Raw genomic sequence first — 21,951 nt, forward strand, 5'->3', positions numbered from 1 at the left:
AAGGAATGAACATTTCATACAGTAAAAGCAAAACGTTACCCCGTGCAGACGTGCTCGCTCTTTATAAAGATGCAGGCTGGACGGAATATACGAAAGATATATCCACTCTAATGGCTGGAATCGAACAATCATTAGCGATCGTTTCAGCATGGCACGAAAACCGATTAATCGGTTTTGTACGAATCGTAGGTGATGGAGAAACGATCGTTTATATCCAAGATCTTCTCGTATTACAAGCGTACCAGCATTCAGGAATAGGGTCATCACTGCTAACTAAAGTGATTAACGACTTCAAGCACGTGCGACAACTCGTATTGTTAACCGACGATGAACCAGCGGTGCGTTCCTTTTACGAAAAGCATGCATTCACGTCTTGTGATCAAGGAAGTTTAGTCGCATTTGCCAAACTAAATCATAGGGAGAGGTGAGCAGCTTGCTCGGTGTGTTAAAGAGGCATTGGCTGAAAATTATTATCGTGTATAGCATCTTTTTCAGCGTGAGCATGCCAATCTTTTTTTGGGTTCCTTCGCCTAGTAATACATTCGTTCATATACTATTGTCAATCGTTGCATTTTCCATCGTCATCATGTGGGCAAGGAAGAGCAGGAATCATGAACAGTGGGTATAATAACGCATACAATTATAGAGGGAAGTTATAAGGCAAGTTATCGAATGAAAAATTCGAACAAACATTCTTAACTAGGAGTGTAAAATAGAACTTGACGTCTAAAGCAGGGTTTGGGAGGGGCATCTGATGATTGATGCAAAGCGTGAACCTGTCAGTTTGGAATTCCCTTTGAGAGGGGAGTGGTATTGTCCAAACACACCAGGCAATAAAATTCCAAGTCACGGCACGAATCGATTTGGATCAAGGTATGCGTATGATTTCGTTCAAGTAGATTGGAAACGAAAGGGTCGGCCAGCCTATCGAACGAATTTTGGGCAGTATTTATTTTTTGGTGTGCCAATAGAGAACTATTATTGTTGGGGTCAAGAAGTGTTTGCTCCTTGTGACGGAATCGTTGTTAAAGCAGAGGACGGGTGTAAAGAGCGAAGACGAAGTGGCTTTCAGATCTGCGTAACGCTCATAAAAATGCTCGTAATTTTAATCCGAAGGAAAATGACATTCAATCCGTTGCTGGTAACTATATCACTATGAAATGTGCTGAGCATGTTTTTGCTGCATTCGTGCATTTTCAGACCGGGTCAATACAAGTGTCAGTTGGTCAGCGAGTAAATCAAGGAGAATTGATTGGTAGAGTCGGACATTCTGGTAACTCCTTTGCTCCACATTTACATTTTCAATTAATGGATCACGATGACATAGCTATTGCAAACGGATTACCTTGCGCGTTTGAACAGTATGAGAGATTTGAGAATGGCTTATGGGAAACAGTCAACAAAGGAATTCCAACACGTAAGGATAGAATAAGATTTATGGGCGTTGGTGGAGTAGATTAAAGGTATTCCTCTAAGTCAAGTAATTCTTTAATTTCGAACCAGCTCTCTTCAGATAGTTGGTAAAATTGCTTTTCAGAGTCGGTCAAATGACCTCTGAGCAAGATAGGTGTAGAACCACTATCCGTCCACAAATAAATGCTCATAACCATTGTGGAGTCTTGCCGGTCATTAACATGGATGACTATGTTTGGAGTCCCGTCAGGGGATTCAGTTGCTTCATCAGAAGCATTTACGACACCTTTAACTTCGTCAATGACTTTTTCTTCGCTAATTTCTTCATCGTGGAATGCAATTGTATTCGAGTCTTTGTAACTGCCAACAGCCAACGTTTCACCAGTAGTGCTGCAGCCAATTAACAGCAAGAATAAGATCCCTAAACGAGTGAACTTTAGTATGATAATCGCGCCCCTTAATCAGAGTTCAAAGATGATTAATTATAGCACAAGAGAATACGGAGAATTATAGTCATTTTACACAAATTGTATGAAAACCTGAAGTAAAAGAAGAGTGATGAAGAGGTTGACGAGCAAGGTCGTATAGTGGAAGCATACAATGAATGACTTTGTCTAAATCTCCTTCATATAACTTTATTACGTAAAATATAAATTTGACGTAATAAATTGCTTTTTTGAATCGGATCTTGTAAAATATGGTTATGAGGTGATCATTTGGAAAATCAGTCTAAGCAGCAAATGTACACGAAGCTTCAAACCCATGTTAAGGATCTTCCGTGGTTTGTTGAAGAATATGTTAATTATAAAAAACGAAAATTATCCGTAGCATCACTACTCAACTACGTACACGATTATAAAATCTTCTTTCATTGGCTAGTTACGGAAAATGATTATCCTGGTGACCTAAAGGAACTACCTCTTGAGTTGCTTGAATCAATGACCGTTCAAGAAGCCGAGCAATTTTTGACGTTTCTTCAATATGAATTGCAAAATAAAGAAGTGACCATTAATCGCAAGCTGTCTGGCTTAAAATCGCTTTTCAATTACCTTCAAAATATCGCTGAAACCCGTGATTTGCAGCCCTATTTAAAACGTAATGTGATGGCAAAGCTTGAATTTAATGATATTAAAGAGAGTATGGAAACGACGGCAAATAAAATGGAAGGAAACATCTTAATTGGTGATGAGTATGAAGAATTTCGCCAATTTGTTGCGTCTGAGTACGGGAAGCTTGTTACTGACAACAAAAAACTCGTTAATTTTCATTTAAGGAACCGCGAACGAGATACAGCGGTTGTGTCGCTCATTTTAGGTTCAGGCTTACGGCTTTCAGAAGTTGTTAATCTAAATGTTGATGATATTGATCATAGCAAATATACCGCACGAGTGATTCGTAAAGGGAACAAAGAACAATTCGTTTATTTCAGCAAACAAGCAAAAGCGGACTTAGATGACTATTTGCAAATTCGAGCACAGCGCTACAAAATCAAGCAAACGAACAAAGCGTTATTTGTCGCGGCGGCTATGGGCCCAAAAGGAACCCCAAGACGATTAACGGCACGCTCTATAGAGAAATTAGTTGAAAAGTATTCAACTGCTTTTGGCAAACCCTCATTATCTGTTCATAAATTACGGCATTCATTTGCAACGAGGTATCATAACGAAATTAATGATGTACCGAAGTTGCGACGTCAACTTGGCCATTCATCGATCCAAACGACGATGATTTATACGCACATTCATAACGATGATTTGAAAAATGCTGTAGACAGGATGGATTTGCCTAAAGATGATGAGTAATTTCATTTTGATTTACAATATATATATTATGTAAACTTAAGATCTTAGCAGTTTCATTGATGCAAACTGCTAAGTGTTTTTCTGAATATGAATGCCCTCTTCTTTTTGCCAATCCATATAGAGCACGTCGTAATAGTTATAAATGTTCCTCTCTTGTAAACGACTGAGTAACCATCGTTCATCAAAACCTGCTTGGCTTAGGTTATCCCATTCAACTTTGCCATCTGTTATGAATGAAATTGGCAATGAGACTTGCTTTTCAGGAACGTGTAAGTCGGCATTTGTTGGGGTTGCATACGTTGATTTTTGCAACACACTAACGGTACCGTCTGTTTCAAGAATGGCGTACGCAATATTTCGAATGGAAAATACATTCACCCGCCGTAATAATTGCTGCAATTGATTAATATCAAGCTTATTCTTTTTTAGTTCTAATCGATCTAATTGTCCGTCACGTACAATAATCGATGGTTTGCCTTCTAGAATGCTTCTCGTTCCTCTATATTTTTGCGTTGTCCATTCTAATAAATAGATGAGCCCACCCCAAACGCTTATTGAAAATAAAATAGATCCAATTCTAGCTTCCTCTTCATAAATAGCATTTCCGATTAAATCCCCAAGAATTAATGCAGAAATAAAATCAAACGGCGTTATTTGGGCTAATGTCGCCTTCCCTAGCAGCTTTAACATGATAAGCAATGCTACGAATCCAACGATTAACTCTGAAGCTGTTTGTAATAGATTCATAAAATCCCTGCTTTTTATAAATCATTATCGTCAACAATGGATTGCTCTAAACGCATTGTTCTTATTATATAAATATACGGTATGTGAAATTCATGTAATGGGTGTTAAACTTTTCTGTTAAAAAATGGTTAAACGAGTTCACCTCCTTCTTCCCTTAATACAGTGCGTGAAATTTTAATTTTTACTTTTATGCTAAAAATTTGTTAATCTCAAGGCTTACGTCTCGCCACTCCTTGTTCTCATCTTCATCGTTCGTTTTGACGACCCAATTCTTTGCCAAACTGGTATTTAATTGTCCGAGTTGATCTGAATGAATGGTAAAATCAATGAGGGCATCTTCGGATTGCTTGTAATCTACATCTTCTACCCAATTAAACTTCTCATGGAGCCACAACTTCAATCCTTTGAGTGTATTAAATTTAATTTCGTAACCTTCTTTTAACGCGAGTGCCGCATCTTCATCGTGCGTTTCCATGTATGAAAAGAAGTCTTTATAATCCATTCTTTCATCGGCTAACTGCCGCAAGAAATCGGTGTCTTTCTCTTGTAAGGCATTTTGCAACTCGATTTCGCTAGGCGTTTTACGATACGCATGTTCAAGCAAAATCGCGGTCATCTGTGAAAGCATCGTTTTTTGTACCAATTGGATTCCCCATTTCTATAATAGTAATCTTTTCCTTTGGCATACTTATTGTAACATGTTATAGTATATGAATGGTTTTTTGCTTTACCGCGTTTAAGTAATATAGTTTAGACTAGGAGCTTGCCTTATGCATCGAACTGCTTCAATACGAGGTTCATTTATCGTTTTAGCTATCATTCTTACCATCTTGTCTGTTGGCATCCTTTATTACGGGGTCTACCCGCATATCCCTATTCTTTTAGCGGCCATCGTGACGGCTACCTACGGTCTCATTGTGAAGCAACCTTGGCAGGATCTTGAACAACACATGATCCGAGCCATCTCACACGGGATTATCCCGATGCTCATTTTGTTACTTATCGGGATGTTAATTGGGGTTTGGGCGTTAAACGGAACGATCCAAACGATGACGTCATACGGACTAAACTTATTATCCCCTACATTCTTTTTAGCAGCTACGGTCGTTATTGTCGCCATTATTTCTACGATGGTTGGTAGCTCACTTAGCTCCATCGGGACCGTTGGCGTTTCATTTATGGGTATGGCGTATGGTATGGACATCGACCCAGCAATGACCGCCGGTGCAATCGTCAGTGGTGCAATATTTGGTGACAAATTATCCCCATTGTCTGACACGACGAATTTGGCTGCGGCTACGGCCGAGGTAGATCTATTTGAACATATCCGCCATATGTTATGGACGACGATTCCTGCACTCATTATTACGATTATCATCTTTGGCCTGATAGGTTTTTTTATGTATGGAAGCCAAACTGGAGATGATAGAGAGATACAGTCGATGATTACCGTCTTAAATGATGCATTTACGATTCACCCGGTAACCTTGTTATCTCCTGCGGTCATTATTTTGCTTGCCATATGTAGAGTGAAGCCAATTCCTGCACTTGTTTTCGGACTCGTCGTAGCAGGACTTACGACGTTCTTTACGTCACCTGGCAGTGGGTTAGCTGATGTAATGGGAGCTGCTCATTCGGGATTTGAACCCGCTACGGGAAATGCAAACATCGATGATCTGTTAACGATTGGCGGACTTGAACACATGTTGTTCGGTGTTTCACTTATTATGATTTCCCTTGCATTTGGAGGTTTGATTCACGGCATAGGTATTGCCAACGCCATGATCAAAGGCATCCAATCTTTTTTACAAACGCGTGGAAATACGATTCTTTCTACGATGCTGTCTTGCTTCGGTATTAATCTCGTTACTGGCGAACAGTACTTGTCAATCATTTTGCCTGGACAGACGTATAAGCAAGTGTACGCTCACCATCAGTTGCATCCAAAGAATTTAAGCCGAACACTAGAGGACGGCGGAACGATTCTTCATCCTCTCGTCCCTTGGGGGATTATTGGCGCGTATGTAATGACGACGCTTAATGTCGGCGTGGATTATGTATTTTTTGTTTTCCTTAGCCTTGTCACTCCGATCATTGCATTGTTTTATGCTTATACTGGATTTACACTTCAAGAACGAGATGAGGATGATCAGTAATTGCATACTGATCATCTGTTTTTTGATTAACATCGACTCTTCTGTAGGATATAATGACACAAAGGGGTGAACTTATTGGCGTACATACATACTCGCTATTCTTCGTTTTTGGAGCAGCGCACCTCTATTCGTATACTGTTAAAAGAAATTCACGAAGCCGCTCATCATACCGGTGTTACGAGCAGCGAGCCAATCATCATCGGAGCAGAACCGATATCAACGTATGTGTTCAATGGTGAAGCGCATCAAGAGTTTTGCCGGGTTACGATTGACTTGGACCGTTCATATGATGATTCACAGTTGCAAAAACTAGGAGAACAGGTCACATCTGCCATTACTAATCAACTTCAGCCAGTATTACAAACGACTTCTTTACATATTAGCGTGAAAATTGTTGGCTTCTCCCCTGTTTTTTATTTTTCTAGTTAATTACAGTACGTGAAATTATGATTTTTTCCTTTTTGAGCACTTTTTGTTGGATTGACAAACTCCCCTGCTGTCTATACAACACGGCCATAAACTGAATACGGTACGTGAAATTAACAGATGCACAATAATCTGTGCCCCTTTTATATAAAGAGGCACCCATTTGTTAACTTCCTTGTTCTTGTAATCGTTCATCATGTGATGACACACCCGCGAATGCATTCGCTTCTGGCGTAATGTACGTCTTCACCGCGTTGACTGCTAATGCTGCATCGGTAAATGCACCGGCGATCAGCGGCAATTTCCCTGGGTGTCCAGAAATGTCACCTGCAGTAAATATTCCTGGTGCACAGGTTTGCATCGACGATTCGGTCGGAATTCTCATCTCTTCAAGCACAAGTCCCTCTGGCGCTTGATCCATAAATGAGAGATCAATATCATAACCATGATTCACAATGAGTGCGTCGATTTTTCGCCGTTCGCATTGCCTGCTTTCGCAATGTTCAATTTCTATCTCTTCTACACGACAGTTGTTACTGCACCCGGTAAGGCCTTTTACTTGAAACGGTGTCATCACTTGAACGTTCGATTGCCGCATTTGTTGAACGAATTTTTCATGACCGCCAAATTCATCACGACGGTGGATGACCGTGACGCTTTTCGCAATTGGTTCAATTTCATTCGCCCAATCGACCGCCGAATTCCCCCCACCTGAAATCATCACATCTTTATTACGAAAACGTTCAATGTCGGTCACCGCATAAAGCAAATTGTCTTGTTCATATTGCTCTGCTCCGTGTATCGTTAACTTTGCTTGCCGAAGTATGCCGTAACCTGATGCAATGATGATTGCTTTAGAGCGATGAGTTGATCGATTCGTTTTAATGAGGAAGTTCCCGTCTTTTTCACGAGAGAAATCGACGACTTGTTCTCCTAAAACGATGTGTGGCGAAAATGTTTTCGCTTGCCCAATGAGATGAGCAATCACTTGCTTCCCTTTCGTTGGAGGCAGACCGCCAATGTCCCAAATCGTTTTTTCTTTAAACACATTTAGTTTGCCACCTAAATGGTCTTCCGCTTCAATAATCTTCGTTTTGAGATCGCGCATACCGCTGTAAAATGCGCTGTACAGTCCAGCAGGCCCGCCACCAATAATTGTCACATCATACAGTTCCATCGCTACTCGCCTCCTGTTCTTAACAGATCATAACTTAAACAAAATGGCTTATTTGTTCGAGGGTCCAAAACGACATCAGCATCAATATGAAAAACGTCTTTCAGCACTTGTTTTTGCATGACTTCCTCAGGTGAACCTGCTTGCATAATCGCTCCTTGTTTCAAAGCAACCATATAATCTGCAAAGCGTGCAGCGTGGTTCAGGTCATGAATGACCATGACAATCGTTCTTCTTTTTGTTTCATTCAGTGTCTTTAATACTTGCAACACTTCTAGTTGGTGAGCGAGGTCTAAATATGTCGTTGGCTCATCTAACAATAAAACTTCCGTTTCTTGCGCCAGAGCCATCGCAATCCACACTCTTTGCCTTTGGCCACCTGACAATGCTTCAATTTCTCGATCTTTAAACGTTTCCATTCCTGTTTGCTCGAGTGCGTGTTCAATGACATGATGATCTTCACCGGTAAGTGAACGCACCCCGCTCTGATGAGGATATCTCCCGTAGGCGACCAACTCTTTCACTTTCAAACCCGCAGGCGCTTCTGGGGATTGCGGCAATACCGCCATTTTTTTCGCAACTTGTTTTGTAGGTTCCCTATGAATCGCTTTTCCATCAAGGTATACAGCGCCACTTGAAGGCTTTAGTATTCTCGCCATCGTCTTTAGTATGGTCGATTTCCCACAACCATTCGGGCCAATAATCGTCGTAATCTGACCTGCGGGTATCGATAAATGAAGCTGTTTTACGATATCCACCTTGTCATAACGGACCGACATTGCTTCTGCTTGTAATACAGTCATATGGATCCCTTCCTTATCATGCGGTTTTCATAAGCAAATAGAGAAAATAAGGTGCCCCAATCATTGCTACGATAATACCTACCGGTATTTCAGACGGGGATAACACGTTTCTTGCGATCATATCTGAGAACAATAAGAAAAAAGCACCGACCAATGCAGCCACTGGAATCATTACCCCATGTCTTGGGCCTACGAGCCTTCTCGCAATGTGGGGAGCAACGAGACCGATAAAGGAAATCGCTCCACCTGCAGCGACCGAAGCTCCTGCTAAACCTACCGCAAAAACGAGTAAACGCCGCCTCACTGGTTCCACCCGAACGCCTAAAGATACAGATGAAGCATCGCCTAACCGCATCACATTTAACGTATTGGCATCCCGTAAAACGAGAAGCATTAACACGAATAACCAAGGGAAGATGGCAAGGACGTACGTCCAACTTGAACCCCAAATATTTCCTGTCAACCAGATGGTCGCTTGCATAAAGTCGTTTGGATTCATGCGTAATTGGAACACAATGAGCAACGCCATAAACCCTGAGTTAATACCAATGCCGACTAACACTAACCGAACCGGCGTAACCCCTTGCTTCCAAGCAATTGTATAAATGAGAAAAGCGGCTACGAGCGCTCCTAGAAAGGCAAATAATGGCAACATATAAATGGACCAGCCTAAGTCTGCATAAGAACCTTGAAAGAAGTAAATGAACAGCACAATCGCAAGCCCTGCACCGGCATTTATTCCTAAAATTCCGGGGTCGGCAAGGTCATTTCTTGAAAGGGCTTGAAGAATTGCACCTGAAACAGCTAAACCTGCACCGACAAGAATGGCCAGCACCATTCTTGGTAAACGAAATTGGAACAACACGAGTTCCTGCTGTGAGCTACCTAAACCGAAAAACGTTTGAAACACTTCAGCGGGCGACATCGTAAATGTTCCAAGCGTCATGCTTATAAGAAACGTTGATACAATAAAGATCAAAAGAACAGAAATGATCATGGTTCGTCGCTTTTGCATAATTAGACGCCCCTCCCCTCTCGTCTAGCAAGATAGAGGAAGAATGGAACCCCAACGAGGGCTGTAATCGCACCTACAGGCGTTTCATAGGGGGCGTTGACCATTCTTGCTATAATATCTGAAACGAGTAGTAATAAACTACCTAATACCGCGGATGCCGGTATGACAAACCGATAATCCATACCGGTTAGCGCCCTTGTAATATGAGGAATTACAAGGCCTATAAAACCAATGGTTCCCGCTGCTGCCACCGCTGCACCTGTCATTAACATAACACTCACAATCCCAAGAACACGGACGACCGCTGTTCTTTGACCTAACCCTCTTGCCACATCCGCGCCTAAGCTCATAATTGTAATTGATTTAGCAAGAAAAAGAGCGATGAGTAGACCAATGAGGCACGCCGGAACAATAAGCTGAAGCGTTCGCCAATCCATGCTGGCAAGACCACCAGCGAACCAAAAACTAATGTCTTGAGCAACGTCAAAGTAAATCGCAATTCCTGAAGATATTGCACTTAAGAACGCGCCAATTGTGACTCCTGCCAACGCTAACTTGGCTGGGGTCAGTCCTCCTTTTGCAAGTGTTCCGACTAAGAAGACGAGCACTGTACCGACACCTGCACCGATAAATGAAGCAAACAACAATCCAACGTACGGCACAGCAGTAAAAAAGGCAAACATAATGGCAAGAGCAAGGGCAGCACCGTCCGTAATCCCAATAATCGACGGTTCTGCTAATGCATTTCTCGTCATTCCTTGCATTACCGCCCCAGAGACCGCGAGAACCGATCCGATGACAATCGCGCCTAATACACGTGGAATGCGAATTTCTCGTATAATTTGATGTTCAGTAAGAGACGGATCAAAATAAAAAATCGCGTCCCAAACGACCGCTGGTGTAATCGAGGCCGCTCCAAATGTAAGTGATAGTATCGTTGCGAAGAAAAGGAGTACTGTGCCTAGCAGAAAGACGATTGTAAATGTTGCTCGTTTTTTTGGCGCTGATTGCTTCATTTTGTCACTACCTATTGAGATTTAAATCCATAATCATTTCTGTAAAAAGTGGGATCTGGCCACGAATTGAGATCGGGTCATACGGATAAAATGTATCAAAATCATTGATCACGACACGGTCGTTTTCGACCGCATCTAACCCTTGCCATACAGACGAGTCCACAAAAAAATCTAACGATTGGTGACTTCCTTCTGGGTCATAGCTCGTAACAAACATCACATCTGCACCGTAGTCAGGAATTGCTTCTCTGGACAATTGTAGCACGTCCTCTTCTTCCATCACGTCTTGTGCGATTGATTGTGGGGCAGGCAATTCAAGTGCATCGTAAATGACTTGTCCTCCCCTTCCAAAATTTTCACCGAAAACATACAGTTCTTGTTGATTCGTCACTTCATACAATCCAAATGTCTCATCGCCATTCAAATGATCTTCTAGCTCCGCTCTTGCTTCTCTAGCTTCTTGCTCATACCCTTCTAGAAATCCAGCAGCGGCTTCTTCGTTATTCATCAGAGATCCAAACAGTTCTGTTACCCCTTCAATCGATGTCGCTGTATTATAAGGAATGTAAACTGTTGGTGCAATTTCTCGTAATTGTTCCAAGTCGTCATCATACATGACAACAATTAAGTCTGGATCCAACTCTAAAACGCGTTCAACATCAATCGGCTCGCCTATATTTTCAGTGCTTGCGAGTTGATCTTCAAGGAATGGATTGTCAAAAGCAGTCGTTGTCGCACCTACAACTTCAGCGTCAACAGCAAGCAACTCTCCTGCATAATAATCGGTCACGACACGCTCCGGGTTGGCAGGCACATCATAGGAGGTGTCTCCAATCTCAACCGACCGCATACTTTCTTCGTTTTCACTTTTCGCACCGTCTGAACATCCCATTAAAACAATTCCACATAACGCTAAGCACAGTGTTTTTTTCATCATACTCCCCCTATTCCCCGAGAATATGAGCGGCAACATCATCGATGGTTTGGCGATTCGCTTGATAACCATTGTATAACCAACTACCGTCAGGATCGACTTCAAACACTTGATCTTGGTCGACAGCAGGAATGTTTGACCACACATCTTCTGTCATGAGTGCTTCACTGCTTTCACCATCACTGTTGACGAGAAAAATATAATCAGCATCTAATTCAGCAAGTGCTTCTCGAGACAGCTCATTCCAATGCGCCTCCGCATCGGCTGGGATATTCGCAATGGCATTCGCAGGCTCTAAGTCTAAATCATCAAACAGTACTGTACCACTTGCCACACTCGGTGCAACAATGAAGTATGTGCCGTTTGTTAGCCATAGTGCGGCGACTTTGTCACTGCCTACCTCACTCATCAACTCTTCTCTCACTTCATCTACATGGGCTTCATATTCCTCAATCGTTTCATTGGCAGCTTGTTCCTCACCGAGTACCTCACCGACTTCTAACAGTGCCGCTCGCCAGTCATTTTCAGTGTCGCTGCTGAGAACATATGTCGGAGCAATTTGATCGTATTGGTTGTACTCTCCCCCGCCAAGAGAAGCTGAATCTGGGACGATAATAAGGTCTGGATCTGCCTCAATGACAGACTCTAGTGGCAACTCAAAATCAATAAATGGAATATCTGTGAGCGATTCTTCTAGATAATCTTGATGACTGCTTCCATTCATAACCGACCATTGGACGACGGGGGTTTCACCTAATGTAAGTAATGGATCTTCTAAGTAAGGGGCAATGATTCGCTCCGGTGAATCTGGAACTTGGACCTCGTTTCCTGCTCCATCTGTCAATGTTTGCGCTGATTCACTTGCATCAGAGTCCGCCGAGCCGTTTCCGCAAGCTGACGTCAAAGCAACGGTTAACAAAATCCCGCTCATATATGGGTAAATTTTTTTCATAATTTCCTCCGTTTAATGAAATGTATTCTCAATCATAGTAAGTGATAATGATTATCACTGTCAATCTATATTTTAAAATAAAGGAACCCGCTCACTAAAAACAGTAGAAATGAGCAAGTTCGCTCGCCTCACTGTCATCAAAAAAAGGCGGGTAAGGATGTTCACTCATCCTTACCCGCCTTTATCAGCTCTTCTTATTCTTCCTCATCTTCTTGATTTACAGCTTCTACGTACTGAGCGACCGTCTCCGCCTCTTCGCCTTCAATAATATCTTCAGGCATCGTGCCCGGTCCTTCCTCGATGGCAGTAAGCACATCACGATACGGATATATCGTAATGTCTGGGCCGACGTCCCCTTCCATGTTTTGACCGTGGCAACTTAGGCAATGCTCTTCATAAAGTTGCTGCCCAGCGTCCATATCAACCGTCGCTTCTTCTGATCCATCATCGTCTCCACACGCAGCCAAAACGAGAAGACTTCCAACTAGGATCGAACTGATCTTTTTCATGTGTGTATCCTCCTCGTCAGTTAAAAAGTAAGTATATGGGAGGAATACCCTTTTTCATCATGAAGTAACCCTACATCCTAGAAAACAATCGTTTTATTATCATTCACCATAACACGGTCTTCCACATGCCATTTTAATGCGCGAATGAGTACACTTCTTTCAACGATCCGACCGTTCTTTTTTAAGTCATCAACCCCGTCTCGGTGATTGACTCGTTTAATATCTTGTTCAATAATCGGACCTTCATCTAAATCATTCGTCACATAATGGGACGTGGCTCCAATGAGCTTCACCCCTCGTTCATAGGCACGATCGTACGGTTTTGCTCCTACAAATGCAGGTAAAAATGAATGGTGGATGTTAATAATCCGCTGATCGTATTGCTCGACAAAATCGGGAGTGAGAATTTGCATATAACGCGCGAGCACGACCACATCAATCTCATACTGTTTTAGAAGGTTCAATTGTTCTTTTTCGCTTTGTTCACGGTTGTCTCTAGATGCTGGAATATGCACGAAAGGAATATCAAATGATTCGACGAACTCCCGAGCACTAGGATGATTACTAATTACGACAGGTATTTCAATGGGAAGATCTCCATTTTCCCACTCCAATAGAATTTCACGTAAACAATGAAGCTCTTTTGAAACAAAAATCGCCGCGCGTTTTAATTGTTGTACATCTGTTAACGTCCACTTCATCTGGAACGTCTGTCCGATCGCTTCAAGGTCTTTTTTTATGTTCACTTTATGCGCCTGAAGATCTGCGCATTCAAACTCGATGCGCATAAAGAATTTCCCTCCATGGGGATCGGTGGAATACTGGTTGGATTCAATAATGTTCGCTTTATGATTTGCGAGTGTAGATGATACAGCTGATACAATACCAGGTTGGTCCTCACAGCTGATCAACAAGCGACCGCGGTTTTTATAAATGTCTTGGAGCTGTTCGTGTTTATTCATGTAAGCACTTCCTTTATCTAATCGGTTCCTTGCTCTGTAAACCTTCGTTTACGAGCTGTAACATTTGTGACTTTTTATTTGCGTGACAAGCAATCAATTTTGGGCGACTCAGCATCTGAGAGACGTCACGACCGTCAAAATCAATGATCTCTCCTCTCGCTTCCTTTACCATTAACATGCCCGAGTATAGATCATATCCTTCAGAATCATAAAGAACTATGCCGTCTAGCTTTCCTTTTGCAAGCATGTTCCACACTAACGTCGGTGCCCACGTCCGAATCATTCGTTTGCAATACGTGTCAATGTGTTGGCGGAGTAAAACGGCTTCTCTCGTTCGCTGCACATGATGTCCTTGAATCCATGCAACAGATAGTTGCCGCAGCTCTTTTTCAGTACGTGTCATTGTAAACTGCTCATTGTTCACGTAAGACCCTTCGCCTTCGATTGCACAATACAATTGATCAACCATCGGTTCGTAGATGACCGACAACACTGCTTTCTTTTTATACATTAACGAAATGGATACGGAGAACAACGGCAAGTCTAACGCAAAGTTGTTCGTTCCATCAAGGGGATCAATGAGCCATAGCCATTCACTTTCGTAGCCGTTATCCCCAAATTCTTCACTTTGTATTTGATGAGTTGGAAACGTCGCCGTAATATGTTGGAGAATAATTCGCTCACATTCAAAATCGACATTCGTAACGAGGTCACCATCGTTCCCTTTTTCATGAACAAAAGAAGGTTGCAAAAATTGACGTTTCATATAGTTTCCTGCTTCAAGCGCAGCGGCTATTGCCACGGATTTAGCTTCATTGATCATCCGGATTCCCCTCACCATTCTTTTATCGTTGTTCCCCATCGCTCATTTAATACGTGAACAAATGCCTGCTCGTTACGACTCGTGGATGATATTTTAGAAGAAATGAACGAGAACATTCGCTGCATCTTCACTGCATCAAGCGGGATGACAACGAGCGTCCCTCGTTCAACGTCTTGTTGAATGACGTGTTTCGATAAAATGGATAACCCTAAATTCCTCATGACTGCTTCTTTAACGCCTTGGTTACTTCCGATTGTCGTCACCGATTTAGGTTGGATGTGATGTTTAAATAAAAACTCATCAAAATAGTTACGCGTCCCAGACCCTCGTTCCCTCATCACCCATGCTTGTCCGTAAAGATCTTGTATATCAATGGTAGCACGCGCCAACAATGGATGATGTCGACTTGCAGCAATTCTGAGTTCATCCTCCATGAAAGGCTGTACCCACACATCTTTATGCTCGGTTTTCCCTTCAATAAACCCGAATTCAACATCTAAATTTGCAACCTTCTGTACGATTTCTTCAGTATTGGCAATCGTGACTTCCACTTCAAGATTCGGAAAGTCAGTGTATACATCGTGCAACATATTCGGTACGAGGTATTCTCCAATTGAAAAGCTAGCTCCAATATGAAGCTTTCCTTGCACATGATTATGTAGTGTATCAATTTCTGTATGGATTTGCTCGTACAAAGCTAAGATTTGCTTTGCCCTTACGTATAACCGCTCACCCGTCGGTGTGAGCTTTACCGATTTTGACGATCGAATGAGAAGGGTCGTCCCGTACGTTTCCTCAAGCTTTTTTAGTGCGATGCTCACATTTGGTTGTGAAATCAACAATTTTTCAGCCGCTTTCGTAAAATGTTGCTCGTCAACAACAGTAACAAAAATCTTGAGTCGTTCATCTACCATCTACAACTCCCCATTCATTAAGATTTATAATGATAAGCATTATAATTATGTATTTCATTTATCATCAATCTTTATGTACAGTAATGAGGAAAGGAGCGAAACTCGTGCATTACATAAAAGGAATTCTACTCACATTCGCACTTACATTAATCGCGCTGCTCCTTAGTCAATGGGGGTTACTGTCCATTATCGGACCGCTCGTTTTAGCGTTATTTATCGGTATGTTATACCGATCAATCTTCGGTTTGCAAAACGAGTGTCAGTCTGGCGTAACACTTAGCACAAAAATCCTGCTTAAAATCGGCATCGTATTCCTTGGGTTTCGTCTTCACTTTGGCGACATTCTCTCCCTCGGAACTGAAACTTTGCAGTTTGCGATTTTGGCGACTGTCGTCGGATTTATCGCCGTCATCATCCTTGTTATGATTACAAATACTGATCGCTCATCAGGCGTTCTTGTTGCATCAGGAACCGCTATTTGCGGGGCAGCGGCCATTGGGGCCGTGAGCACGCAAATGAACGTCCGCCAAACTGAAGTCGCCACAGCAGTGGCCATTATTTCAATGACCGGCACACTGTTTACGCTATTGCTCATCGTAAGTTACCCGTTATTAAGTATGACAGACAGCCAATACGGCATGCTTGCTGGCGGTGTCTTACATGAAATTGCCCACGTTGCAGCAGCTGGAGCAAGAGGGACTTCAGAAGCACTTGATCATGCACTCGTTGTTAAATTGACCCGTGTACTATTGCTCATCCCTTTGCTACTCATCCTCGCCTTTGTTTTTCAGAAGTCAAACAGAAATAGCCAACCTATTGGCAAGTTCCCGATTCCTTGGTTTGTATTCGGCTTTCTATTCACAAGTGCCATTCATACGACAGGGATTTTGCCGACAGCTATGTCTGAGATTTTCGTGCAAATCGCGTACGTATTGATCGGTATGGCAATGGCAGGGTTTGGTCTACAAGTGAGCATCGGTTCACTAAAACACGGCAAACGCTTATTCTTGATTTGCATCCTTGCTTCGCTCGTCTTGTTCGTATTTGGGTATGTTTATGTCACAATCTTACTATAAGTGTTTCGTACAATTATAAACTGAACACGTCCAACGTTCATCTATCTTCGAAACATAGCTTACCGACGTATTGTCTAAAGGTAACCGATCATTCGTTTCCGTCATGCTCTCAATTAAAAGTCTGAGCAGTGTTCCGTGAGCGACGATTAGTACACGCTCACCAGGATGGTTGTTTACAATATCAGCGATCGCGAGCAACCCACGTCGGGCAGCCGCTTCAGCAGATTCCATTTGCAAGTCTTTGTCTCGCCAGTTTGTTCCCCACCGCTCGATTCGCTCGGCTTCAGTCGTTCCTTCGATCAAACCTCCACCGATTTCGCGTAAACGCTCGTCCGTGTGGATCGGGCGAGGCAAATGATCGCCACTCGCAATGTCTGCGGTTTGATAGGCGCGCCTTAGATCACTGGCGTACACGTGGTCCCATTGTTCATCACGGAGTCGTTCTCTTAAGCGTTCAGCTGTAACGATCCCTTCTTCATCCAAAGGAATATCAGAACTTCCTTGTGCCCGCCCTGTATGATTCCACGCTGTCCGACCGTGTCGAATAAATCCAATTGTCGTCACACTTCCCACTCCCTTTAGTCATTTTCCCTTAGTTTAACATACAGAGGCCGAGCGAAAGGGCGCTATCTTTGGATAGCGCCCTTTCTCATTTAATAATGTTTCGTGTTCCAATCAAACCCAATTCGGGGATCATTCCAAGCGATGCGCTTTTCATCGGGTTCGTCTTTTTCATACGCGTGCGTCGTCAAATAGATAATTGAGAGCGGCGTGTTGCCAAGCACTCGGTATCCGTGGGCAACAAAACGGGGAATAAGAAGCACAATGGGATTGGACTCGCCCATATAATACACATCGGTTTCTTTGTACGTCGGTGAAGACCGACGTGTATCATACAAAACCACTTGTGCGTTTCCAGCTGGAAAGAACCAAACATCATCTTGTTTTTCATGATAATGAAAGGCTTTAATAACGCCTGGATAACTCATTGACAAAGACATCTGGCCAAATTGCGTGAGTATCGATTCGTCTTCACGGACAAGTTCAGCAAAATAGCCGCGATCATCATGATGTTTTACGATCTGTTTTACTTTGACACCTTCGATCAAAGGAACCTCTCCTTTCACATTCATCACTCATCTTATTCAACTGGACCTTGATTCATGACCACACCTAACCGGTTCACTAGGCACACCAAAAAACCATCAGCTCCACACGGGGTTGATGGTTATCACGTTTATTTCATAGCAATGTACCCCAGATCAACAAAAGCCCTACCTGCTCTTTTGCCCTTACGGCTCCAATGGCCGCCCCTTAAAGATCTGGATGAAATGGTTGAATGGTCGTTATCTTATGTTACGTCAACTTGCTTATTTAAGCTCAATATGAGCACAAGCCTCGCTTCCATTCTCTTCTCGTGAAATTCACATGGGAAGGGTAAAGTCGAGGGATCTGTGTGAGTAGCTAGCAACTACACAACGTCTAGCATACCATATTGAGGAGAAAAGTCAAGAGACTATAATGAGCGGACGAGTCCTCCATCGACGAGTAACGACTGCCCGGTCACATACGTATTCGCTCCTGATGCGAGGAACACAACTGTTTTAGCAAACTCTTCTGGTTCTCCGTAGCGACCCGCCGGAATCTTTTTCTCTGACTCTTTTTTAATGTCTTCAGGTTCTTTGTCTTGTTTGTTCGCCGCAATAGCGTCAAGCTCTGCCACCCGGTCGGTTGCAATACGTCCAGGTCCTACTGTATTGACAAGAATGTCTTCCCCAGCAAGTTCTGTAGCAAGGCTTTTCGTCAAGCCGAGCACCCCTGCGCGAAACGTATTGGAGAGAACCATTCCGTCAAGCGCCTGTTTAATTGACGACGATGTAATGTTAACGATCCGACCAAATTGTTGTTTTTTCATGTAAGGTAACACCGCTTGTGTCGTCCGTACATAACTAAGTAAATTCAATTCGTACGCTTGCTGCCAATCTTCACCCGTCATATCTTCAAACAGACCTGCTCTTGGCCCCCCGCTATTGTTAATGAGGATGTCGACTCCGCCAAGTGTTTCAACGGTTTCATTCACAAGCGCTTGTAAATCCTTTTCCTTCGTAATGTCACTTGAGAAAAAATGAACGTTCTCGTTCCCCGTTTCTTGTTTGATCGTATTTGCTGTTTCTTCTAGAGCACTTTCGTCTCGGCTCGTAATAACGACGTGGCTGCCTTCGTGCGCAAAAGCCGTCGCAATCGCACGACCTAGTCCCTTACTCGCAGCGAGAACGAGCACTCGCTTATTGTCTAATGATAGATTCATGCCAACACATCCTTTTTTTTAATCAGCTGCTTTCACAGGATTGGTGAGCGGTAAAAAGCCGTCAATCTCACACCCGACAATATCCCCTTCTTGGAGATGTACAGCACCAGGTGTACCCGTCGAGATAATATCCCCAGGGTGGAGTGTCATCACTTTAGAATGAAAGGATACGAGCATCTCTGGCGAGAATGTCATGTGAGCAATCGTATTTTTTCGATGTAGCTCGCCATTGTGCATCGTACGCACTTCGAGACTGTGAAGATCTTCTACCTCATCACGGGTCAAAAAGACCGGACCGAAGCTGAAAAACGTATCAAAGCTTTTGGACCGCGTAAGATACCTCGGATTCTTCTCTAAAATATCTTCTGCTGTCATGTCAATAATCGTCGTATAACCTGCAATCACATCGAATGCCTCATGTTCCTCAACGTCCTTACACGTTTTCCCAATAATTATACCTAGCTCTGCCTCGCCGGTCGTGCGCTCGGATTGTGGAGGCAATTGTACCGCCTCTCCTGGACCGATAATTGTCGTTACAGGTTTCATAAAACTTGCCGGTTCTGTATTGGGGGCCACTTCGTTTAAGTCAGCGGCATGATCGACATAATTAAGGCCGATCCCCCATATTTTCTCAGGGTCTCGGTAAAGAGGTCCCCAAGTGACTTCACCAAGAGGCAATACCCCACGTATTTCAGTGGCGATGTGTTGCTTGTTCGCTACCCACCTGGCAAGCTCCGAGAGTTGGTCGTTTTCAATCAGCGATTTCATCTTCACTTCAAAGTCTAACCGATAATGATCGTTAATGCACTCAATCGGCACGACCACATCGTCAAGTAAAATTCCTGCTTTTTCTTGATCATTTTCAATAACCGTCACTAACTTCACGAAAACTCCCCATTTCTAATAGAGTGATGGCACGCGATTCGTTAAATTTGGCACTGCTTTTCGAAACTGTTGTACTTCTGAAAAGTCCAGATCGGCAACGACCGTCTCCTCGTCAACGGGTGACGCACGGACAATCAAGTTCCCCCACGGAGAATAGACTAATGAATTTCCAGAGTAATCTACGTCATTGTGTGAGCCAACAGCATCACACGCGACAATATAACATTGATTTTCGATTGCTCTCGCCTTTAACAACGTATCCCAATGGTCTCTTCTTGCCGCTGGCCACTCTCCAACGACAAAAATCACTTCCGCTCCTTGCAACGCTAGCGATCGAAACAACTCAGGAAAACGTAAATCATAACAAATCAATACGCCAGCTCGAGCAGATGATACAGGGAAGACTGTCGGTTTCTCTTGGCCACGTACGAGATAGTCAGGCTCATTTAACATCGGCACGAGATGGATTTTGTCATACCGATGAACGCACGTACCGGTATGATCATAAACAAGACTACGGTTCACGATGCCGTCCGCTGTTTTCACAGCCATGCTGCCGGCAACGATCATCACATTATGCGTCTTCGCTTGCTCGATTAGAAACGACTCCGTCACCCCTCCTTCTTGTTCGGCAATGTCTTCAAGTTGTTCGAGCGCATACCCGGTCGTCCACATCTCAGGTAAAATAACGACGTCAGGTGCATATTTGTTCACTTCTTCACGCATCCACTCTTCGACCCGTTGTCGATTTTGAAGAGGGCTTCCTGCTACTACACGCATTTGATATTGTAAGACTTTCATTTGGATCGTCCTTTTTAAAATAGATTTAATGCTTCGATTCTTGACATCGCTTCTTTAATCTTCGTTTCGTCGTTCACAAGCCCGATACGCACGTACCCACGCCCGTGTTCACCAAAGCCATTGCCAGGCGCAACGGCGACGTGAGCTTCGTGGAGAAGCTGTGTAGCAAATTCGGTTTCACTCATTCCATTTGGTACTTTAAACCATGCAAAAAATGAGCCTTTCGGTGCCTCTTGTGCCCACCCAATTCGCTTCGCTTCTTCAACGAGTACATTTCTTCTCTTCTCATACATTTGTTGAAGCTCTGTTACTCCTGCTTGCGACGATGTTAAAGCGGTCGTCGCCGCTCGTTGAACCGCCCCAAACAGGCTTACATATTGGTGATCTTGAAGCACATTTAAATGCTTAATGACCGAGCGGTTCCCGACCGCAAAGCCGACGCGCCACCCTGCCATATTGTACGTCTTAGAAAGTGTATAGATCTCAATGCCGTTTTCTTTAGCCCCTTTTGTTTGCATAAAACTTGGATGTTTCACGCCATCGAAGCTAATGGCTCCGTATGCAAAATCATGGACTGTACAGATGTCATGATCGTTAGCAAATCGGACGGTTTCTTCAAAAAAAGCAGAAGACGCCACCGCCCCTGTCGGGTTGTTCGGATAGTTCAGAAATAGCAATTTTGCCTCATCTCGCACCCGAGCCGGAATGTCTTCATACTGAGGAAGGAATCCGTGTTCGTGGCGCAGTGGCATCATGTGCATGTTCGCTTCTTGCATCGCAACCCCAGACCAATAGTCAGGGTACCCAGGGTCAGGAACGAGGGCAACATCCCCGCGGTTCAATAAACATTGACTCACTTCAACGAGGCCGCCTTTGCCCCCAAAAAGAATGCACACTTCTTCATTTGGATCTAGGTCCACATCATATTGATTTTTGTAAAATTCGGCAACCGCTTCTTTAAAAAACGAGAAACCTTGAAACGGTGAATACCGATGAAATTGCGGGTCTGTTGCCGCTTCTTGTAAAGACTTGATAATGTGGTCTGGTGTCGGTTGGTCCGGGCTACCTTGGGCTAGGTTTATAATATCTGCCCCTTGTGACTTTAATGACACAATGGATTTTTCCAATTTCGAAAAATACTGTTCGGGCAAACGACGAATCATCGTTGAAGCCGCGTATTGTTTCACCTTTTGTTCAACACCTTCCGTTTTCATTTCTCTTCAGTCTAACATGTG

General features: G+C 43.3%; 26 protein-coding genes. 7 read left to right on the plus strand and 19 right to left on the minus strand.

Annotated features, from left to right (window positions below; all coding sequences use genetic code 11):
- The first annotated feature begins 5 nt into the window (after nt 1-5).
- The 3 genes from ACE1TF_RS13275 to ACE1TF_RS13285 all read left to right on the plus strand — a co-directional run bounded on the left by ACE1TF_RS13275 (nt 6) and on the right by ACE1TF_RS13285 (nt 1,461).
- The gene (locus tag ACE1TF_RS13275) at nt 6-428 is read left to right on the plus strand and encodes a GNAT family N-acetyltransferase (protein ID WP_042396639.1); all 423 of its coding nucleotides are present in this window, start codon (nt 6-8) and stop codon (nt 426-428) included.
- A gap of 326 nt (nt 429-754) precedes the next feature.
- Nucleotides 755-1,159 carry a hypothetical protein gene (locus ACE1TF_RS13280; protein ID WP_375017400.1) on the plus strand — a complete coding sequence of 135 codons (405 nt, stop codon included), beginning with the start codon at nt 755-757 and terminating at the stop codon, nt 1,157-1,159.
- Nucleotides 1,156-1,461: a M23 family metallopeptidase gene (locus tag ACE1TF_RS13285; protein ID WP_375017402.1), complete on the plus strand. Its 306-nt coding sequence runs from the start codon at nt 1,156-1,158 to the stop codon at nt 1,459-1,461. Before ACE1TF_RS13280 ends, ACE1TF_RS13285 begins: the two co-directional genes overlap by 4 nt.
- Here ACE1TF_RS13285 and ACE1TF_RS13290 read toward each other — a convergent pair.
- Nucleotides 1,458-1,823 (minus strand): hypothetical protein, encoded by a 366-nt coding sequence (locus ACE1TF_RS13290; protein ID WP_375017404.1) that lies wholly within the window; start codon nt 1,821-1,823, stop codon nt 1,458-1,460. The two genes, ACE1TF_RS13285 and ACE1TF_RS13290, sit on opposite strands and share 4 nt — an antisense overlap.
- 306 nt (nt 1,824-2,129) lie before the next feature.
- On the opposite strand from ACE1TF_RS13290, the gene xerS reads away from it, so the two are divergent.
- Nucleotides 2,130-3,215 carry a tyrosine recombinase XerS gene (xerS, locus tag ACE1TF_RS13295; RefSeq protein WP_042396653.1) on the plus strand — a complete coding sequence of 362 codons (1,086 nt, stop codon included), beginning with the start codon at nt 2,130-2,132 and terminating at the stop codon, nt 3,213-3,215.
- A gap of 69 nt (nt 3,216-3,284) precedes the next feature.
- Here the strand turns inward: xerS and ACE1TF_RS13300 are convergent, their stop codons facing one another.
- Together ACE1TF_RS13300 and ACE1TF_RS13305 are read right to left on the minus strand one after the other, a co-directional pair.
- Nucleotides 3,285-3,962 carry a DUF421 domain-containing protein gene (locus ACE1TF_RS13300; RefSeq protein ID WP_375017406.1) on the minus strand — a complete coding sequence of 226 codons (678 nt, stop codon included), beginning with the start codon at nt 3,960-3,962 and terminating at the stop codon, nt 3,285-3,287.
- Between the two features lie 187 nt (nt 3,963-4,149).
- Complete coding sequence (locus ACE1TF_RS13305; RefSeq protein WP_375017408.1) at nt 4,150-4,605, minus strand: hypothetical protein; 456 nt, start codon at nt 4,603-4,605, stop codon at nt 4,150-4,152.
- Between the two features lie 127 nt (nt 4,606-4,732).
- Here ACE1TF_RS13305 and nhaC point away from each other — a divergent pair, with 127 nt between their 5' ends.
- Together nhaC and ACE1TF_RS13315 are read left to right on the plus strand one after the other, a co-directional pair.
- A complete protein-coding gene (gene nhaC / locus ACE1TF_RS13310) occupies nt 4,733-6,118 on the plus strand; it encodes a Na+/H+ antiporter NhaC (RefSeq protein ID WP_375017410.1) in 1,386 nt (461 codons plus the stop codon).
- A 75-nt stretch (nt 6,119-6,193) separates the two neighbouring features.
- Nucleotides 6,194-6,547 (plus strand): tautomerase family protein, encoded by a 354-nt coding sequence (locus tag ACE1TF_RS13315; RefSeq protein WP_042396655.1) that lies wholly within the window; start codon nt 6,194-6,196, stop codon nt 6,545-6,547.
- Between the two features lie 163 nt (nt 6,548-6,710).
- Here ACE1TF_RS13315 and ACE1TF_RS13320 read toward each other — a convergent pair whose 3' ends face one another.
- The 10 genes from ACE1TF_RS13320 to ACE1TF_RS13365 form a co-directional block, all read right to left on the minus strand.
- Complete coding sequence (locus tag ACE1TF_RS13320) at nt 6,711-7,721, minus strand: NAD(P)/FAD-dependent oxidoreductase (protein WP_042396657.1); 1,011 nt, start codon at nt 7,719-7,721, stop codon at nt 6,711-6,713.
- A gap of 2 nt (nt 7,722-7,723) precedes the next feature.
- A complete protein-coding gene (locus ACE1TF_RS13325; RefSeq protein ID WP_042396659.1) occupies nt 7,724-8,521 on the minus strand; it encodes an ABC transporter ATP-binding protein in 798 nt (265 codons plus the stop codon).
- Between the two features lie 16 nt (nt 8,522-8,537).
- Nucleotides 8,538-9,536, minus strand: coding sequence for a FecCD family ABC transporter permease (locus ACE1TF_RS13330; RefSeq protein WP_375017413.1), 999 nt, complete (start codon nt 9,534-9,536; stop codon nt 8,538-8,540).
- 2 nt (nt 9,537-9,538) lie between these two features.
- Entirely contained in the window at nt 9,539-10,552 is a 1,014-nt protein-coding gene (locus ACE1TF_RS13335) for a FecCD family ABC transporter permease (RefSeq protein WP_375017415.1), read from the minus strand.
- 7 nt (nt 10,553-10,559) lie between these two features.
- Entirely contained in the window at nt 10,560-11,486 is a 927-nt protein-coding gene (locus ACE1TF_RS13340; protein WP_375017417.1) for an ABC transporter substrate-binding protein, read from the minus strand.
- Between the two features lie 10 nt (nt 11,487-11,496).
- A complete protein-coding gene (locus ACE1TF_RS13345; RefSeq protein WP_375017419.1) occupies nt 11,497-12,438 on the minus strand; it encodes an ABC transporter substrate-binding protein in 942 nt (313 codons plus the stop codon).
- Nucleotides 12,439-12,632: 194 nt separating this feature from the next.
- The gene (locus tag ACE1TF_RS13350; RefSeq protein WP_375017421.1) at nt 12,633-12,947 is read right to left on the minus strand and encodes a c-type cytochrome; all 315 of its coding nucleotides are present in this window, start codon (nt 12,945-12,947) and stop codon (nt 12,633-12,635) included.
- 77 nt (nt 12,948-13,024) lie between these two features.
- A complete protein-coding gene (gene purU / locus ACE1TF_RS13355) occupies nt 13,025-13,909 on the minus strand; it encodes a formyltetrahydrofolate deformylase (RefSeq protein ID WP_375017423.1) in 885 nt (294 codons plus the stop codon).
- A 13-nt stretch (nt 13,910-13,922) separates the two neighbouring features.
- Nucleotides 13,923-14,732, minus strand: coding sequence for an inositol monophosphatase family protein (locus ACE1TF_RS13360; RefSeq protein ID WP_375017425.1), 810 nt, complete (start codon nt 14,730-14,732; stop codon nt 13,923-13,925).
- An 11-nt stretch (nt 14,733-14,743) separates the two neighbouring features.
- Nucleotides 14,744-15,646 (minus strand): LysR family transcriptional regulator, encoded by a 903-nt coding sequence (locus ACE1TF_RS13365; protein ID WP_042396671.1) that lies wholly within the window; start codon nt 15,644-15,646, stop codon nt 14,744-14,746.
- 104 nt (nt 15,647-15,750) lie between these two features.
- On the opposite strand from ACE1TF_RS13365, the gene ACE1TF_RS13370 reads away from it, so the two are divergent.
- Complete coding sequence (locus ACE1TF_RS13370; RefSeq protein WP_375017427.1) at nt 15,751-16,722, plus strand: YeiH family protein; 972 nt, start codon at nt 15,751-15,753, stop codon at nt 16,720-16,722.
- On the opposite strand, the gene ACE1TF_RS13375 is transcribed toward ACE1TF_RS13370, so the two are convergent.
- The 6 genes from ACE1TF_RS13375 to ACE1TF_RS13400 all read right to left on the minus strand — a co-directional run bounded on the left by ACE1TF_RS13375 (nt 16,717) and on the right by ACE1TF_RS13400 (nt 21,903).
- Entirely contained in the window at nt 16,717-17,286 is a 570-nt protein-coding gene (locus ACE1TF_RS13375; protein WP_042396674.1) for a histidine phosphatase family protein, read from the minus strand. The genes ACE1TF_RS13370 and ACE1TF_RS13375 overlap by 6 nt on opposite strands.
- Before the next feature lie 89 nt (nt 17,287-17,375).
- Nucleotides 17,376-17,831 (minus strand): dTDP-4-dehydrorhamnose 3,5-epimerase family protein, encoded by a 456-nt coding sequence (locus ACE1TF_RS13380; RefSeq protein WP_375017429.1) that lies wholly within the window; start codon nt 17,829-17,831, stop codon nt 17,376-17,378.
- A 407-nt stretch (nt 17,832-18,238) separates the two neighbouring features.
- Nucleotides 18,239-19,030 (minus strand): SDR family oxidoreductase, encoded by a 792-nt coding sequence (locus ACE1TF_RS13385; RefSeq protein WP_042396678.1) that lies wholly within the window; start codon nt 19,028-19,030, stop codon nt 18,239-18,241.
- Nucleotides 19,031-19,048: 18 nt separating this feature from the next.
- On the minus strand, nt 19,049-19,915 hold the full coding sequence (locus tag ACE1TF_RS13390) for a fumarylacetoacetate hydrolase family protein (RefSeq protein ID WP_375017431.1): 867 nt from the start codon (nt 19,913-19,915) through the stop codon (nt 19,049-19,051).
- A 15-nt stretch (nt 19,916-19,930) separates the two neighbouring features.
- A complete protein-coding gene (locus tag ACE1TF_RS13395; RefSeq protein WP_375017433.1) occupies nt 19,931-20,716 on the minus strand; it encodes a carbon-nitrogen family hydrolase in 786 nt (261 codons plus the stop codon).
- A gap of 14 nt (nt 20,717-20,730) precedes the next feature.
- A complete protein-coding gene (locus tag ACE1TF_RS13400; RefSeq protein WP_375017464.1) occupies nt 20,731-21,903 on the minus strand; it encodes a pyridoxal phosphate-dependent aminotransferase in 1,173 nt (390 codons plus the stop codon).
- Between the last annotated feature and the right edge of the window lie 48 nt (nt 21,904-21,951).

This window comes from Geomicrobium sp. JSM 1781026 (assembly GCF_041949955.1).
In the GTDB taxonomy this organism is placed as follows: Bacteria; Bacillota; Bacilli; order Bacillales; family Marinococcaceae; genus Geomicrobium_A.

Coding starts and splice junctions, on each gene's coding strand:
- ACE1TF_RS13330 (WP_375017413.1), bottom strand. CDS start 9,536: ATGCAAAAGCGACGAACCATGATCATTTCTGTTCTTTTGATCTTTATT.
- ACE1TF_RS13280 (WP_375017400.1), top strand. CDS start 755: ATGATTGATGCAAAGCGTGAACCTGTCAGTTTGGAATTCCCTTTGAGA.
- ACE1TF_RS13350 (WP_375017421.1), bottom strand. CDS start 12,947: ATGAAAAAGATCAGTTCGATCCTAGTTGGAAGTCTTCTCGTTTTGGCT.
- purU (WP_375017423.1), bottom strand. CDS start 13,909: ATGAATAAACACGAACAGCTCCAAGACATTTATAAAAACCGCGGTCGC.
- ACE1TF_RS13395 (WP_375017433.1), bottom strand. CDS start 20,716: ATGAAAGTCTTACAATATCAAATGCGTGTAGTAGCAGGAAGCCCTCTT.
- ACE1TF_RS13320 (WP_042396657.1), bottom strand. CDS start 7,721: ATGGAACTGTATGATGTGACAATTATTGGTGGCGGGCCTGCTGGACTG.
- nhaC (WP_375017410.1), top strand. CDS start 4,733: ATGCATCGAACTGCTTCAATACGAGGTTCATTTATCGTTTTAGCTATC.
- ACE1TF_RS13335 (WP_375017415.1), bottom strand. CDS start 10,552: ATGAAGCAATCAGCGCCAAAAAAACGAGCAACATTTACAATCGTCTTT.
- ACE1TF_RS13325 (WP_042396659.1), bottom strand. CDS start 8,521: ATGACTGTATTACAAGCAGAAGCAATGTCGGTCCGTTATGACAAGGTG.
- ACE1TF_RS13300 (WP_375017406.1), bottom strand. CDS start 3,962: ATGAATCTATTACAAACAGCTTCAGAGTTAATCGTTGGATTCGTAGCA.
- ACE1TF_RS13385 (WP_042396678.1), bottom strand. CDS start 19,030: ATGAATCTATCATTAGACAATAAGCGAGTGCTCGTTCTCGCTGCGAGT.
- ACE1TF_RS13365 (WP_042396671.1), bottom strand. CDS start 15,646: ATGGTAGATGAACGACTCAAGATTTTTGTTACTGTTGTTGACGAGCAA.
- ACE1TF_RS13345 (WP_375017419.1), bottom strand. CDS start 12,438: ATGAAAAAAATTTACCCATATATGAGCGGGATTTTGTTAACCGTTGCT.
- ACE1TF_RS13340 (WP_375017417.1), bottom strand. CDS start 11,486: ATGAAAAAAACACTGTGCTTAGCGTTATGTGGAATTGTTTTAATGGGA.
- ACE1TF_RS13285 (WP_375017402.1), top strand. CDS start 1,156: ATGAAATGTGCTGAGCATGTTTTTGCTGCATTCGTGCATTTTCAGACC.
- ACE1TF_RS13275 (WP_042396639.1), top strand. CDS start 6: ATGAACATTTCATACAGTAAAAGCAAAACGTTACCCCGTGCAGACGTG.
- ACE1TF_RS13360 (WP_375017425.1), bottom strand. CDS start 14,732: ATGATCAATGAAGCTAAATCCGTGGCAATAGCCGCTGCGCTTGAAGCA.